General features: G+C 51.1%; 12 protein-coding genes, 1 tRNA gene and 1 other annotated feature. Of the genes, 1 reads left to right on the top strand and 12 read right to left on the bottom strand.

Annotated features, from left to right (window positions below; genetic code table 11):
- Window positions 1-25 precede the first annotated feature (25 nt).
- The 3 genes from DWZ56_RS12475 to DWZ56_RS12465 all read right to left on the bottom strand — a co-directional run bounded on the left by DWZ56_RS12475 (window position 26) and on the right by DWZ56_RS12465 (window position 4,534).
- Window positions 26-1,261: an SH3 domain-containing protein gene (locus DWZ56_RS12475; RefSeq protein WP_118556970.1), complete on the bottom strand. Its 1,236-nt coding sequence runs from the start codon at window positions 1,259-1,261 to the stop codon at window positions 26-28.
- Window positions 1,262-1,446: 185 nt separating this feature from the next.
- Entirely contained in the window at window positions 1,447-4,224 is a 2,778-nt protein-coding gene (locus tag DWZ56_RS12470; RefSeq protein ID WP_118556969.1) for an ATP-binding protein, read from the bottom strand.
- A 238-nt stretch (window positions 4,225-4,462) separates the two neighbouring features.
- Window positions 4,463-4,534: transfer RNA gene (locus tag DWZ56_RS12465), tRNA-Arg, on the bottom strand.
- 207 nt (window positions 4,535-4,741) lie between these two features.
- Here DWZ56_RS12465 and DWZ56_RS12460 point away from each other — a divergent pair.
- Window positions 4,742-5,710: a DUF5688 family protein gene (locus DWZ56_RS12460; protein ID WP_118556968.1), complete on the top strand. Its 969-nt coding sequence runs from the start codon at window positions 4,742-4,744 to the stop codon at window positions 5,708-5,710.
- A 230-nt stretch (window positions 5,711-5,940) separates the two neighbouring features.
- On the opposite strand, the gene DWZ56_RS12450 is transcribed toward DWZ56_RS12460, so the two are convergent.
- The 9 genes from DWZ56_RS12450 to DWZ56_RS12410 all read right to left on the bottom strand — a co-directional run bounded on the left by DWZ56_RS12450 (window position 5,941) and on the right by DWZ56_RS12410 (window position 14,714).
- Entirely contained in the window at window positions 5,941-6,651 is a 711-nt protein-coding gene (locus DWZ56_RS12450; RefSeq protein WP_118556966.1) for a phosphatase, read from the bottom strand.
- A complete protein-coding gene (locus tag DWZ56_RS12445) occupies window positions 6,651-8,792 on the bottom strand; it encodes a polyribonucleotide nucleotidyltransferase (protein ID WP_118556965.1) in 2,142 nt (713 codons plus the stop codon). The genes DWZ56_RS12450 and DWZ56_RS12445 overlap by 1 nt, the downstream gene beginning before the upstream one ends.
- A gap of 214 nt (window positions 8,793-9,006) precedes the next feature.
- Window positions 9,007-9,273 carry a 30S ribosomal protein S15 gene (gene rpsO / locus DWZ56_RS12440; protein ID WP_118556964.1) on the bottom strand — a complete coding sequence of 89 codons (267 nt, stop codon included), beginning with the start codon at window positions 9,271-9,273 and terminating at the stop codon, window positions 9,007-9,009.
- 164 nt (window positions 9,274-9,437) lie between these two features.
- On the bottom strand, window positions 9,438-10,178 hold the full coding sequence (gene rlmB, locus DWZ56_RS12435) for a 23S rRNA (guanosine(2251)-2'-O)-methyltransferase RlmB (protein WP_118556963.1): 741 nt from the start codon (window positions 10,176-10,178) through the stop codon (window positions 9,438-9,440).
- A 50-nt stretch (window positions 10,179-10,228) separates the two neighbouring features.
- Window positions 10,229-10,663: a Mini-ribonuclease 3 gene (locus DWZ56_RS12430; RefSeq protein ID WP_118556962.1), complete on the bottom strand. Its 435-nt coding sequence runs from the start codon at window positions 10,661-10,663 to the stop codon at window positions 10,229-10,231.
- Window positions 10,648-12,054 (bottom strand): cysteine--tRNA ligase, encoded by a 1,407-nt coding sequence (gene cysS, locus DWZ56_RS12425; protein ID WP_118556961.1) that lies wholly within the window; start codon window positions 12,052-12,054, stop codon window positions 10,648-10,650. Before cysS ends, DWZ56_RS12430 begins: the two co-directional genes overlap by 16 nt.
- On the bottom strand, window positions 12,051-12,692 hold the full coding sequence (gene cysE, locus DWZ56_RS12420) for a serine O-acetyltransferase (RefSeq protein ID WP_118556960.1): 642 nt from the start codon (window positions 12,690-12,692) through the stop codon (window positions 12,051-12,053). The genes cysS and cysE overlap by 4 nt, the downstream gene beginning before the upstream one ends.
- A gap of 64 nt (window positions 12,693-12,756) precedes the next feature.
- Window positions 12,757-12,978: a binding site (T-box leader), on the bottom strand.
- A gap of 136 nt (window positions 12,979-13,114) precedes the next feature.
- The gene (gene ispF, locus DWZ56_RS12415; protein WP_118556959.1) at window positions 13,115-13,678 is read right to left on the bottom strand and encodes a 2-C-methyl-D-erythritol 2,4-cyclodiphosphate synthase; all 564 of its coding nucleotides are present in this window, start codon (window positions 13,676-13,678) and stop codon (window positions 13,115-13,117) included.
- Window positions 13,679-13,742: 64 nt separating this feature from the next.
- Window positions 13,743-14,714, bottom strand: coding sequence for a diacylglycerol/lipid kinase family protein (locus tag DWZ56_RS12410; protein WP_118556958.1), 972 nt, complete (start codon window positions 14,712-14,714; stop codon window positions 13,743-13,745).
- Window positions 14,715-14,791 lie beyond the last annotated feature (77 nt).

Below are 14,791 nucleotides of genomic sequence, written 5' to 3'. Positions count from 1 at the left end.
CACAGGCCGCCTCAATATTTATCCCTTATGGTCTCTGTCTGCTAAGGTACGGAGTTGCCACATAGTATGTGTTCCCCTTATATTCCACCTTACTCCACTCATCATTATAAGCAGTCCGCTTGATGGAATCTCCGGCTTTCAGCGTTGCAACCTCTTCCGAATCGGTGCTGGGTCCCTTGCGGATCTTCACATCCGTGGTCGCATATACCGTTTCGTCCGTTGCCGTAAACGGTGCTGTATCCGGTTTAACCGTTGTTAAAAGATCACTCATTATGTAGCACTCAGCGCCGTTATAGAGCACCTTGCTCCAGGTTCCGTCATCGCTGATGCGCTCGATGGAAGCCGCTCCGGTAAGCTTGCCCACCTCTTCGCTGTCTGTGGAGGGCTCTTTACGGATCTTCACATTCTGTTTTGCATATACGGTGGTGGTTCCGGAAGGCGCAGCGGTGGTTTCAGACGCCTGTGTTTCCGACGGCTGCGTCTGCTCCGGCTGTGTTTCTGCAGGCTCGGTCTCTGAAGGCTGCGTCTGTTCTGGCTGTGTTTCCGGCGGCTGTGTCTGTTCCGGCTCGGTCTCGGGCGGTGTTGTTCCGGTATCCGCACCCTCTCTTAATTTGTCCACCAGCTTAAGCAGGTTCTCATCCGCAGACATGGCCTGCTGCAGCTTCTCTTCCACACTCGTAATCAGCGCCCTTACATCCTGGCTGTTGTATACTTCATCCATATAGCTCTTTACATCCGCATCCACTTTTCCGGCATTGATATACAGGGTTCCGTCACTGTTCATGCAGACCAGCTGCTGCACCATGCCCGGTGCGGGCGTATCGATGTTCATAAATTTTATTTCAAAGTACACATACACCAGGTACGTATTGTCCTGCAGTCCCGGCTTCGTATAACACTTGATGTTCTGGTAGTTCTCGATATATTCCCCCTCTTTTTCGATCTCTTCAAGAGTATAGGGCTCTTCCTGTACCACTATGCTGTTGAGCTGATCTACATTCAGCTCCTTCTTAGCAGTAAAATAGGTTTCAAACAGTTTGTTGATCTCCGGATACGCATCCTCCTGAAGCGGGGGCTCCGTTTCCGCCGGTTCTGTCACCGCCTCATCGGTGGTGGGTTCAACGGTCTGGCCTGCCGGCACCTCCGGTTTCTTTGTGAGCGCGGACACAATCAGAATGATTACCAGCAGCAGCGCAACTGCGCCGAGAATCATATACTTACCGTACTTTTCAATAAACTTTTTATCTATTTTAAACTGCATCTAAATTCCTCCTTCAACTGCTGTAACCAAAACATCGCGGTCTTTGTCGATTACCGCGTCTATACAATAATATCAGACACATGCAAAAATTGCAAGGTCCATCTTCTTACAATTCTGTGATTGATTTGTGAACACATATACATGAAATATGTAATGAAAAGCCCCGAAAAATCAGGGCTTTTCTTCTATGTCCGGGCAACCGCCCCTTCCAGCGCCTCATAAAGCTGCTGCGCTTCAAACGGCTTTGGCAAAAAGCCCGTCATGCCGGCCTGCCTCGTCTTCTCCCGGTCCTCCTGAAAGGTATTTGCCGTCATAGCCAGGATGGGAATGCACAAAGCGTCCGCACGGTCCAGCGCCCGGATCTGCACGGCGGCCTGCATGCCGTCCATAACAGGCATGTTCACATCCATAAGAATCGCACCGTAATATCCCTCCGGGCGGGATGCAAACATCTCCACGGCCTGACGCCCGTCCGCCGCACGGTCGGCCTCAATCTGCTGGATCCGCAGGAGCTCGATGGCGATCTCCGCATTGATGTCGTTGTCCTCCGCAACAAGCACATGCATCCCGGCTAGCGGAAGAGATGTCCGCTTCTTTGGCGCCTTCTTCGACTCCAGCGCACCGCAGTAAACAGGGAGCCGGACAGTAAAGCTGAATTCTGCACCCTCGTCGGGCCGGCTGTTTAAACTGAGCTTTCCTCCCATAAGTTCCACCAGGCTTTTGCTGATGGCAAGGCCCAGCCCCGTTCCCGGCGCATTGGGTTTCTTGTCCGCGGCCTGTTCGAAGGAGAGAAAAATGCGTTCCTGATCCTCCGGACGGATCCCGATGCCGGTATCCCGAACGGAGAAAAAGAGGATGGCTTCCCCGCCTTCCCTCTCCTCTTCCCGAATGGTCAGCGTGATCCGTCCGCCCGGATCCGTGAATTTATATGCATTGGAGAGCAGATTTGTAAGGATCTGGCTAAGACGCATGCTGTCGCCTACATAGAGCCCGTCCTGCGGACGGCAGTCAAATACAAGCTTCAGCTGCTTTTGCTCTGCCTGAAGCATAAATATATCCTCAAGCTGCTCCACCAGATCGTCCATTCGAAACGGCGCCGCCGACAGCTTCATTTTCTGGCTCTCGATTTTAGACATGTCCAGCACGTCGTTAAGCAGAGAGAGCAGGAATTTGGCAGAAGTATCTATTTTACCCAGGTCCTCCCGAACGGAAGGCGTTGCTTCCCCCTTCATCATAGCCAGGTTAGTCAGGCCTATGATCGCATTCATTGGGGTGCGGATCTCGTGGGACATCCGGGAAAGGAAGTCCGATTTTGCCCTGCTGGTCTCTTCCGCCTTTTCCAGTTTGACACGCATGATCCGCGTCTTCATTTTATAAGCATTAAATAGCAGAAACACGGCTGCCGCCAGCACCACAAATCCTACGGAAATCGAAATTACCATTACCGGGTTCGTATATAGCAGCGATTTAAAGGTAGCGGGCGCGGCGAACGTAGGCAGAAGGTCCTGCGATAGGACGCTGTTGATCTCCGCGTCCGCAAGATTACCGATCGCCTTGCTTATTACGGAGTACAGCAGCACATTGACCGGCCGAAGGATGGCAAATGCCATCTGCTCCTTCTGTGCCATATCCACCGAGATGGTTACGTTCGCGTAATAGTCCTGCGCGTACAGCCATTCCAGAGAGGAAGCCGGGATGTAGGCACAGTCTGCTTCACCGCGGTTGACTGCCCTTAAGCAGTCCTCATACTGCGGATATTCCCTGACCGTTCCCTTTATCCCGGCCGATGACAGACTTTTACCCGCCGGAACCGCTATCACGAGACCATCCTTGGACAGATCCGAATACTTGTTGCGGACCAAGGTGGAGTCAAGCGGGACCAGGGGAGCCGTGCAGGCCAGTCCGGCCGCGTCTGCAGTGCGCTCCGTCTCCATATAGCTGCCAATCATATCCGCTTCGCCGTTTTCAAGCAGCCCCTGCAGTTCTCCGTATGCCCCCACATAGACATACTCAAACTCCAGTCCTGTCCGGCCTGCGATCAGAGCGAGACAGTCCGGAACAATTCCCCTGGGCGTTCCCCCATCTTCATAGTACAGCGGATACATCTGCTTTACCACCGCAACCCGGATCGGGCCGCTCTGATTCAGGAACTCCTGCTCCTTTGGGGTGAAGTCGATGGTGTTGATGTATTCAGACGGAAAATATTTCTCATACAGCTCATCGGCAAAATTAGGATTAGCGGAATAAATGGCGCTCATAGCCTCACTAAGCTGCCGGCACAGTTCCGGCTCGTCGTGAGAGGTGACGATATAGTAGGGATCCGCCTCAATCTTTGCCGCGACATTGTATTCCTCGTTCATATATACATCATTTCCGTACATGAGGTCGACTTCGTCATGATCCAGACACTTCCCGTACTCCTCCGACGTATCGTAATATATCAGCTCGCACTCTATATGGTTAAAATTTAGAAACTTCTGCAGGCGGTCAATTTTGCTGACTGCCTTTTTGAATACACCGATGGTCTTTCCATTGAGCGTCGTATAGTCAAAACTTTTGATGGTATCGTCATCCCGGTGGTACATGAGCAGTGAGTAGTTGGCGCCCATAACGTATTTGGGGTAGCTGTATATCTCGTCATAGCCTTCCAGGTAGTACATGCCGCCCATGAGATCGTACCCGCCCCTGCTCATTTCATCGAGCAGCTCGGTGGCCTCTCCGGTCACAAATTCATACTCCCAGCCGGTATACTTGGAGATCTCATGAAGCCAGTCATAGACGCTGCCGCCAAATGTGCCGTCCTCATAGACTTCGCTGATCCCGGGACTGTTTGGAAAGGCCACTGTCAAAACACGGGCCTCACTCTCCTCCCCGTCTGCTGCGCGGGCCGGAACTGAACAAGTAATCAGCAGAATAGCAGCTGCCATTAAGGGTATAAATCTGTTCCAGCGTATGTTTAGCATACACGTTCCTCATTTCTGTTGTAGTGCAGCCCCGTACAGTCACAGGGCTGCTTTCATATAGTATACAGTGCCGGCCGCCTCTTTACAAGGACAGTTTAGCCAGTGTACTGACCGGTCACACCGTTTTTTTCAATAAAGCGCAGCGAATCTGCCGTGAAAGCGAAAAAACACTCCGATGGGCAGAAACGCACCGCTGTCACGCGGGGAATTCCTGCCGTAAGGAGTGTTTCCAAAAGAATGCATCTGAGTGGACTCGAACCACCGCACACGGCTCCGGAGGCCGTTGCTCTATCCCCTGAGCTACAGATGCGCGATATTTATTGTACAACAGATTTTAAAAATGAGCAAGCGTTATTTTTAAAAACATGATTTTTTTTGCGATTAACACTTGCCCATGAGCGGGAACTGTTGTAAAATAATAAATGTGCATGTACAGATCAGTTTTATCTTATGTCCAATTCTTAGGACGATTTATCCCAATTCTACTTATTTAAACATATCAGGAGGTATTCCAACTATGGATTACATCGATTTTTTGTCGTACATGAAAACCAGCCTGCAAAAGATAATGGGCGACAACACCAGAGTGGAGCTGCATAAAATACTCAAAAACAACAGCCTTGCGCTGGACTGTCTCACCATTCTGCCGGAGGGGCAGAATATCACCCCTTCGATCTATCTGAATGACTATTACGATGAATATATGGCCGGTTCCTCTCTTCCATACATCGTTTCCGAAGTTCTCTCGATTTACGAAACCCACAAAGTATCCTTTAAATTTCAGCCCGAACGTTTCCTGAAGTTCGAGAATATACAATCCAGCATCGCGTTCCGGCTGATCAACTACGAAAGCAACCGTGAACTGTTAAACGGTATTCCCCATAAGCGTTTTCTGGATCTGGCCATCGTATACTACCTGATCCTGCACAGCGACGGTCTTGGAGATGCCACCGCCCTGATCCACAATGATCATCTGAAGCTATGGGGTATCGGTGAAGACACACTGTATCGGATCGCCGCGGCCAATACGCCCGCCAAGCTGGGATATGAGCTGAAAACAATGGACGAAGTGATGCGGGAAATGCTGATGAAGGATCTTAACGACAATGTCTCTCTCAACGAATACAGGCTCAGTGTTACGGACAGCGAACTGGACAGTTTCGCCTCTTTGATGATGGAACACCTGCACGGCTCACAGGAAGGCCGTCCGACCATGTATGTACTGACCAACAAAAACCGCTGCTACGGCGCCAGCTGTATGCTGTATCCGGGACTGATGTATAAGTTCGCCGAAGAGCATGGAGATTTCTACCTGCTTCCCAGCAGTATCCATGAGGTCATATTAATTCCCAGGGATGATGTGATCAGCCATGAAGACCTGTGCAGCATGGTAAGAGAAATCAATGAAAATGATGTGGATATCACAGAACGGCTGTCCGATCACGTCTATTTCTATTCCTGCTCAGAAAACGCGTTGCTGATGTAAAAAGAATCCCGCTCGCGGGATTCTCCGCCTGCGGCGGGTCGCTTCAGCGACATCATTCCATTCCGTCGCAGTGCGTTCCTGCCCGGAGGGCTTTTTTATTACATAGGAGAGTTCGGAGAACTTTCCTATGTAATGAAAAAACAGGCCGCCCCGTAAGCCTGCCTGTTTTGAAAAAATCCCGGCCGCAGGATTCATCTCCTGCGGCGGGTCATTCTGTCGGCCAACATACACTATCGCTGCAAATATCCGTCCAGTTCTTCCAGACTGCCGTTTACCACCAGTTCCTCTGGAAACCCTGTCTCCTGCACCAGTTTCCAGGCGAAACGGTGATCTCCGACATCGCTCACCACATGAGCATCGCTGTTCATGATCACTTTTGTCCCGAAACGTTCACAGTGCTTCAGCATGGCTCTGGCATTCTCCCAGCTGTTCTGTCGATAACCGCCCGGCTTGAGAGAACTGTTGTTGAGTTCCAGCAGCACATGGTATTCCTTCGCTTTGCGCGCCATCTCCTCATAATCTGCCAGATATCTGCCGTCATCCGGATGCCCGATCACCTGCACATACGGATTTTCCATGGCACAGATATAGGCATGGGTCAGCTCTTTACAACTCCCCGGCGTGAGGCAGGGAGGATGCATGCTGGCAATCCCGATATCCAGCCGTTTCAGCTCCGCAGGTCCCAGATCCACCCTTCCCTCATAATCGAGGATATTCAGCTCCGCCCCCAGATACAGCTTGACTCCACTAAGCTCCCGCGGCACCACATAAAGGTTGGAAAAATACAGCGCATGACAGGTTCCCGGCAGAGCCGGCGCATGTTCCGTGATCCCCAGCGCTTTCAGGCCCAGGTCAGCGGCGCCTCTGGCCATCTCATAAATCGTGTTATAAGAATGGCCGCTGGCAATGGAATGGGTATGCATATCGAAAATATCGAGCATTAAGCCTCACTGTCCTTTTTTTCTGCTGATTTATCTTTAGCGGCTGCTTTGTCTGCATCCACATCTTTCATACTCAAATTCACGCGGCCCATCTTATCCACTTCCATAACCTTTACGGTAACCACATCACCGATATTCACCACATCTTCGACCTTGGCTACGCGCTGTTTGGAAAGCTTGGATATATGAACCATACCGTCCTTGTTCGGCGCAAGCTCCACAAAGGCTCCGAAATTCATGATGCGGACCACCTTGCCGGTCAGGATCTGTCCGGGCTCCACATCCGTCACAATGCTCTTGATGATCTGAATCGCCTTGGCGATCATCTCTTTATCGGTGCCGCATACGGACACGCTGCCGTCCTCTGCGATATCGATCTTAACGCCGGTTTCATCAATGATCTTATTGATCACCTTGCCCTGTTTGCCGACCACATCACCGATCTTGGACGGATCGATGGAGATCTGCTCAATCTTGGGCGCATATTTTCCGACTTCCGGCCTGGGTCTGTCAATTACCTTGGCCATTACCTCATCCAGGATGTAGATTCTTGCCTCTCTTGTTCTGGCAATCGCTTCCTCAATGATCGGTCTGGTCAGACCGTGGATCTTAATATCCATCTGTATGGCAGTGATGCCCTCATGGGTGCCTGCCACCTTAAAGTCCATATCTCCGAAGAAATCCTCCAGGCCCTGGATATCCGTCAGCACCAGATAATCGTCATCGGTCTCACCGGTCACCAGACCGCAGGAGATACCTGCCACAGCCTTTTTAATCGGCACGCCTGCCGCCATAAGAGACATGGATGACGCGCAGATGCTGGCCTGTGAAGTGGAACCGTTGGATTCAAAGGTTTCCGATACGGTACGGATCGCATAAGGGAATTCCTCTTCCGTCGGAAGTACCGGTACCAGAGCTCTCTCCGCCAGAGCGCCGTGGCCGATTTCACGCCTTCCCGGCCCTCTGCTGGGCTTTGTCTCGCCTACGGAGTAGGAAGGGAAATTGTAATGGTGCATATATCTCTTAGAGGTTTCCGCCTCATCCAGCCCGTCCAGCTTCTGAGCATCGGAAAGCGGCGCAAGTGTCGTCACCGTACAGATCTGTGTCTGCCCGCGGGTAAACATGGCGGATCCGTGTGCTCTGGGAAGCAGATCGATCTCCGCTGCCAGGGGGCGGATCTGATTGATCTGACGTCCGTCCGGACGCTTGTGATCCTTTAAGATCATTTTGCGGACGGTTTTTTTCTGGTACTGGTAAACAGCCTCATCAATCAAAGGCAGCCAGTCCGGATTGCTCTCTGCATATCTCTCCTCCAGCATGTCTTTGAGCTGGCGGATATTTTCCTCACGCACCTGTTTCACATCGGTGAACACAGCTGCCTCCATCTGCTCGGGGCTGATGACGGAAGTCATATCGTCCCACAGCTCTGCAGGAGTCATACAGCTTGTATAGCTGTGTTTGGACTTGCCGCACTCTGCAACGATCGTATCTATGAATGCGATCACCTGCTGGTTCACTCCGTGAGCGGCAAAGATCGCTTCAATCATCTTCGCTTCCGGAACTTCATTCGCTCCGGCTTCAATCATGATCACCTTATCCCTGGTGGACGCAACGGTCAGAGCCAGATCGGACTCCGCCTTCTGCACTGCGGTAGGGTTAAATACGAGTTCGCCGTTTACAAGGCCCACCTGTGTAGTCGCCGTAGGGCCGTCGAACGGGATATCGGAAATAGCCACAGCGATGGCGGATCCCAGCATAGCGGTAAGCTCCGGGCTGCAATCCTGATCCACGCTCATAACCAGGTTATTTAATGTCACATCGTTTCTGTAATCCTTAGGGAAGAGAGGGCGCATCGGCCTGTCAATGACACGGGAGGTTAGAATCGCATTTTCACTGGCCTTTCCTTCTCTCTTATTGAAGCCTCCGGGGATCTTGCCCACGGCGTACAGCTTCTCCTCATACTCCACACTTAACGGGAAGAAATCGATGCCTTCCCTGGGTTTCTCCGATGCGGTTGCAGTGGAAAGAACCACCGTATCGCCATAGTGCATAAATGCAGCGCCGTTTGCCTGTGCAGCCACTCTGCCGATATCTACGGTCAGTGTTCTGCCGGCTAATTCCATTGAATAGCTTTTAAACATTGCGTATCTCCTTCATATTATTAATTTTATATAGTAAGCAGAAGATACCGAAACTACTGAAAAAGGCATTTACTTAAAAAGGCAAATGCCCTTTTCAGTGGTCTCGGTGATCGACTTCTGCTATTACCATCGTTCCATGGAATGCTGAAAAAACAGGGACAGTCAGCATAAACGGCCATCAGCCATCTTAGAGACAGTCCCCGTGCGTCATATCTTACTTTCTGATGCCCAAACGCTCGATCAGAGTACGATATGCTTCAATATCAGTTCTCTTCAGGTAATCGAGTAAACCACGTCTCTGACCAACCATCTGCAGCAGACCTCTTCTGGAATGGTGATCCTTCGGATGCTCCTGTAAATGAGCTGTCAGCTCCGTGATCCTCTCTGTTAAAATAGCGATCTGAACTTCCGGTGAACCGGTATCTTCCGGTTTTCTGCCGTAAGCCTTGATAATCTCTGCTTTCTTTTCCTTTGAAATCATCGTTTCTTCCTCCTGTTATTTTATACAAACCTGACACTAAGACATCGGTTGGAGTATCCGAACTCTGGGTGCCGGCGTTTGCTCATACCTATCTAGTATAGCATAGCAGCCTATGTAAGTCAATTTATTTTTTAGCTGCGAAACAGAGGCATACACAGATACCATTACAGCATGCGCTGTCTCACAATTTCATAGGCAAGCACTCCTGCTGCCACCGAAGCGTTGAGGGAATCAATCTCCCCCTTCATGGGAATGGAAGCGGTCATATCACACTTTTCTCTCACCAGACGGCTTACGCCCTCGCCCTCATTGCCGATCACCAGGCCGATGGGCCCTTTCAGATTGAGCCGGTACATCACTTCTCCGCCCATATCTGCGCAGACAAACCACAGCCCTTCCTTTTTCAGGCTTTCGATGGCAGAGGATATATTGGTCACCTTGGCTACCGGCGTATAGTTTAAGGCGCCGGCAGAGGTTTTGGCCACCACCGCTGTGAGCCCCGCCGCCCTGTTCTTCGGGATAATGACGCCATGGGCCCCGGCCAGATTCGCCGTACGGATAATCGCCCCCAGATTGTGAGGATCCTCGATCCCGTCCAGCAGAAACAGAAACGGCGGCTCCCCCTTCTCTTTGGCCAGCTTCAGCATATCCTCCACCTGCGCGTATTCATAAGCGGCTCCGTAGGCGATCACACCCTGATGGCTGCCCGTGGAAGAGATCTGATCCAAGCGCTCCCTTGAGACAAATTTCACCAGCGTATCTCTCTTTTTAGCCTCCCTCAAGATGCTCATCACCGGACCGTCCTTGCAGCCTTCCAGCACAAACAGCTTATCTATGGGCTTTCCAGAGCGGAAAGCCTCTAACACCGCGTTTCTTCCTTCTATCGTTAATTCCTCAAATCTCATGTTTTCCTCTTTCCTGTGCCGCGCCGGCACATAAAGCCTTTACCCGGATATCATATAAATTTCAGGCCTGTCCTAATCAGGCTTACCATCCTCTCATACCGGCCCGTGAGGTAGAGCCATCCCATCAGGGCCTCAAAGCCTGTGGCCGTCCGGTAATCCGCCACACTGGCGTTTTTCGCGGTATGATAGGCCTTGGCATTTCTGCCGCGTTTGTAAGCGGACAGTTCTTCCTCGGTAAGCTGCGCCTCCAGACCGCGGATCATGGCGGCCTGTGCGGCGGCCTTCACCAGCCCGCTGCTTTTTTTATGCAGCTTGGCCGGCTGAAGGTTGCCCTGCTCCACCAGCACCGTGCGGATGATGAGCTCATAGACGCCGTCTCCGATATAGGCCAGAGTGAGCGGTGAATACGTCCTGATATCCACGGGCGTTAACTCAAATTCCTTCTGTATGCATGAGATCAGATCCTGCGTTACGCCCGTTTCCATTTCACACCTTCCCTGGTATCCTCAAGAAGGATTCCTCTGGAAGCCAGAGTATCCCTGATCTCATCGGCCAGCGCAAAATTTCTGTCTTTCCGGGCCTGTTTTCTTTTCGCAATCAGCTCCTCAATCTCTGCATCCAACAGCTCTTCCTTTTTCTCCGTAATGATTCCCAGCACATCGCAGAGCGTCTCAATGGCATGCTTTGTCTCGCTTACCAGGGCTTTCGTGCTGCTCTCATCCACCGAGGTATTCGCAAATTTCACCAGTTCAAAAATGGCGGATATGGCATCGGCGGTATTGAAATCGTCGTCCATGGCAGCCTCGTATTTGGCAACCAGCTCTTTCACCTTTTCGGACAGTTCCTCTTCCTCTGCGGCAAGTGAGGAACCTTCCGCCTTTTCTTCAAGGTCTTTAAGCCTGCCGATTCCGGTCAGTATGCGCTCCAGGCCGTTGCGGGAAGCCTCCATCAGGTCCGCGCTGAAGTTGAGCGGGCTCCTGTAATGGGCGCTTAACATGAAAAAGCGCAGCACCTGAAGGTCATATTTCTCACTGATCTCCCTGACTGTGAAGAAATTGCCCAGAGATTTGGACATCTTTTTGTTATCAATATTTAAGAAAGCGTTGTGCATCCAGTATTTCGCGAACTCTTTGCCGTTGCAGGCTTCGCTCTGAGCAATTTCATTTTCATGGTGGGGGAAGATCAGGTCTTCTCCCCCCGCATGAATATCAATCTGTTCTCCCAGATACTTTTTCGACATTACCGAGCACTCGATGTGCCAGCCGGGCCGGCCGTTGCACCAGGGTGATTCCCAGTATGGCTCGCCGTCTTTTTTGGGCTTCCACAGCACGAAATCCAGCTCATCCTCCTTCTCATCTCCGGTGACTTTGATCTCCCGGTGGCCGGCCTGCAGATCGTCGAGGTTTTTATGGGACAGCTTTCCGTATTCGCCAAACTTTCTGGTTCTAAAATACACGGTGCCGTCTTGCGCCTGGTAAGCATAGCCTTTTTCAATCAACGTCCGTATCATCGCCAGCATGCCGCCGATCTCTTCGGTGGCCAGTGGATGCACCGTGGCCGGCAGCACATTCATGCCTTCCATATCCTTTTTGCATTCCTCAATATAACGCGTGGATATCTCGGAAGCATCCACGCCTTCCTCAATCGCTTTTTTGATGATCTTGTCATCCACATCCGTAAAATTGGAGACATAGTTCACCTCAAAGCCTTTGTACATAAAATATCGGCGCACCGTATCAAAAACGATCATCGGACGTGCATTTCCGATGTGAATAAAATTGTAGACCGTCGGCCCGCAGACATACATCCTGACCTTACCTTCCTCGAGGGGTACAAATTCTTCCTTTTGCTTGGTAAGTGTGTTGTAAATCTTCATACATTCAATCCTCCTATTTTTTCTTTCAGTATTTCTATCTCTTTTTTCAGCTGCTGGATATCATTTAACACAGGATCCGGCAGGTTAATCTGCTCCATATCCGCCTGCGGCACTCTGACATTATCCCGTTTCACCACGCGTCCGGGCACGCCCACCACGGTGGAGTTGGGCGGCACCTCGCTTAGCACCACCGATCCGGCCCCAATTTTGCTGTTCTCCCCGATCTTAAAGGATCCCAGCACCTTCGCGCCGGCGCTAATCATCACATTATCTCCGATAGTAGGATGGCGTTTTCCCTTTTCCTTGCCGTTTCCGCCCAGCGTGACGCCTTGAAAGAGTGTCACATTGTTTCCCACAACCGCCGTCTCTCCGATGATGACCCCGTGGCCGTGATCGATGAACAGTCCCCTGCCGATGGTGGCTCCGGGGTGTATCTCTATGCCGGTCTTTCTGGCGGTGCGCTGCGAAATCCACCGTGCCAGAAAATAATGCTGCCGCATATATAGTTTGTGCGCAATTCTGTATTTTAAAATCGCTTTAAAGCTGGGGTAGAGAAAAACTTCCAAAGGTGTCTTGATGGCCGGGTCCCGTTCTCTTATAATTTCGATTTCTTCCCTGATATAGCCAATCATACCCATATACGATTGCCCCCTTATGACATAGGACGTACTCCTATTGAAAAAAACAAAAACCCCGTCTCAAAAAAGAGACGGAGTTCATCCGCGGTTCCACTCTACTAAAGACATGACATGTCTTCCCTTAAGGCCGTTAACGCCGGCAATACGGATAGGGCTACTCGCCTCGCTTTCGCCATATCTGCTCCCGGGTGCATTTCATACGTGTCTGTGTCAGGACTGCTTTCAGCCGGCGGCACTCCCTCTCTGCTACGCTTTCACGCACTATTCTCCCGTTCCATGCAGTTTCACTCTATAAACACAGAGGTTTCTTCTGTGTATATATTAGTCTATGCAATAACCTGAAATTTGTCAAGCGGCATTCCGCATTTTTTCCGTCTCCCGGCACGGTGTCGGTCAGTGTTCACAGTACCAGGTGCCGTTTATCAGAACTCGTTGTTCTGGCCTGCCTGATTGGGGCAGCCGCCACAGCCGCCGCAGCCGGATGGCTGCGCCACATCATAGGATTTATAGTTTTCCGCTGTCAGAAGCATCGCTACAGCCTGGGCGCTGATGCCCTCGCCGCTGCCGGTAAAGCCGAGCCCCTCTTCCGTAGTTGCCTTGATATTGATCTGCTGTTTCTCTATGCCCAAAGCGTTTGCGATGTTATCGGTCATCTGCTCCCTGTAGGGAGCAAGCTTTGGCCTCTGCGCAATGACGGTGGCATCGATATTTCCGATCATATACAGATTTTCCTCCAGCAGTTCTCCCACTTTCCTAAGCAGCTCAATGCTGGATGCCCCCTCGTACCTGGGATCCGTATCCGGAAAATGCTGCCCGATGTCTCCGAGCGCCGCCGCTCCCAATAGCGCGTCCATAATCGCATGCACCAGCACATCCGCATCGGAATGTCCTAGCAGCCCCTTTTCATAAGGAATGCTGACTCCTCCCAGAATCAGCTTTCGATCCTCCGTCAGCCGGTGCACATCGTATCCCATTCCTATTCTCATCGTTCACCTCTATCTGTTCTGCGCGGCAGTTAAGCCGCTGCTTTACCATGTTTATGCGACGCGTTTATGATAACATATGCGGGCCTTGTTTGCAAGATACTGCCGCAGAAGGAGCAATGATCCGAATGCATGCGGGCATACATGTAAACTGAAGCTCCTTTTGAAATCCGCAGTTTTCTCCGTCAGCATGTGCCGGCCTTTCCCGGTCCGTCTTAAGGCAGGCCTTACGGCAGCGCAATATCTCCACCTCCCGGAACCGTGTATGAAGGCGGAACATGGATGCGATGAGGATCAAGGCGAATTTCAATCGGGATGCGCCAAAAATCACACACAGATCCAGCAGCCCGTCCTCGCAGGACGCATCGGGCGCAAACGGAAACCCTCCGCCTTCATACTGCTGTATGTGGGCGGATACAAATGAAATTTTCTTAAGAGGCACCCTCTTTACACCGTCCACCATCAGCTCCCCGTCACAGTGTTTCAGAAGAAAGACCTGTTTAAGGCCGATCGCCGCATATACCAGTTTGCCCAGATGCAGGGCATGCAATACCCGTTTTGCTTTGCTGACCGCCATGTTATGGCATACAGCCGCATCAAATCCCAGACCGCTGCTTACCACGAAGCGCCGCTGCTCTTCCCTGCCGTTTTTTTGAAAGGTCAGGACACCGCAGTCCAGCGTCCGGAAATATCTCGGCGTCAGTATCCGCTCCAGCGCCTCCTTAGGATCAGCTGGAAGCTTCATGCTGCGCGCGAAATCGTTGCCGGAACCTGTCGGTATATATCCAAGGGTAACCGGGGTATTCAGATGCAGGCCGCTTACCACTTCATTTAATGTGCCGTCTCCGCCCATCACAATAAGAGAAACCGGATGCCCGTCCTTTGTGAGACTGCCGGCAATCTCCATGGCATGACCGATATGCTCCGTGATATGGGCGCAGTATTCTGTCTTTTTCTCATCCAGCAGTGCCTTTATTTGTTCCCAGATCACCGCCCCCTTTTTAGATCTTGAATTTGGATTTACAATAATATGTATCATTTGTCCTCCTGTTATGGGTAACTTATGTACACTATTATAACATATATAAACTATTTAAAAATTCAATATTATATACA

Source organism: Lachnotalea sp. AF33-28, assembly GCF_003477885.1.
Taxonomy (GTDB): Bacteria; Bacillota; Clostridia; order Lachnospirales; family Lachnospiraceae; genus AF33-28.
The sequence above is the reverse complement of the archived record's forward strand: the minus strand, read 5'-3'. Positions and strand labels throughout refer to the sequence as shown.

Excerpts from the sequence above, each read along its gene's own strand:
- DWZ56_RS12475 (WP_118556970.1), bottom strand. The coding sequence starts at position 1,261 with ATGCAGTTTAAAATAGATAAAAAGTTTATTGAAAAGTACGGTAAGTAT.
- DWZ56_RS12470 (WP_118556969.1), bottom strand. The coding sequence starts at position 4,224 with ATGCTAAACATACGCTGGAACAGATTTATACCCTTAATGGCAGCTGCT.
- DWZ56_RS12460 (WP_118556968.1), top strand. The coding sequence starts at position 4,742 with ATGGATTACATCGATTTTTTGTCGTACATGAAAACCAGCCTGCAAAAG.
- DWZ56_RS12450 (WP_118556966.1), bottom strand. The coding sequence starts at position 6,651 with ATGCTCGATATTTTCGATATGCATACCCATTCCATTGCCAGCGGCCAT.
- DWZ56_RS12445 (WP_118556965.1), bottom strand. The coding sequence starts at position 8,792 with ATGTTTAAAAGCTATTCAATGGAATTAGCCGGCAGAACACTGACCGTA.
- rpsO (WP_118556964.1), bottom strand. The coding sequence starts at position 9,273 with ATGATTTCAAAGGAAAAGAAAGCAGAGATTATCAAGGCTTACGGCAGA.
- rlmB (WP_118556963.1), bottom strand. The coding sequence starts at position 10,178 with ATGAGATTTGAGGAATTAACGATAGAAGGAAGAAACGCGGTGTTAGAG.
- DWZ56_RS12430 (WP_118556962.1), bottom strand. The coding sequence starts at position 10,663 with ATGGAAACGGGCGTAACGCAGGATCTGATCTCATGCATACAGAAGGAA.
- cysS (WP_118556961.1), bottom strand. The coding sequence starts at position 12,054 with ATGAAGATTTACAACACACTTACCAAGCAAAAGGAAGAATTTGTACCC.
- cysE (WP_118556960.1), bottom strand. The coding sequence starts at position 12,692 with ATGGGTATGATTGGCTATATCAGGGAAGAAATCGAAATTATAAGAGAA.
- ispF (WP_118556959.1), bottom strand. The coding sequence starts at position 13,678 with ATGAGAATAGGAATGGGATACGATGTGCACCGGCTGACGGAGGATCGA.
- DWZ56_RS12410 (WP_118556958.1), bottom strand. The coding sequence starts at position 14,714 with ATGATACATATTATTGTAAATCCAAATTCAAGATCTAAAAAGGGGGCG.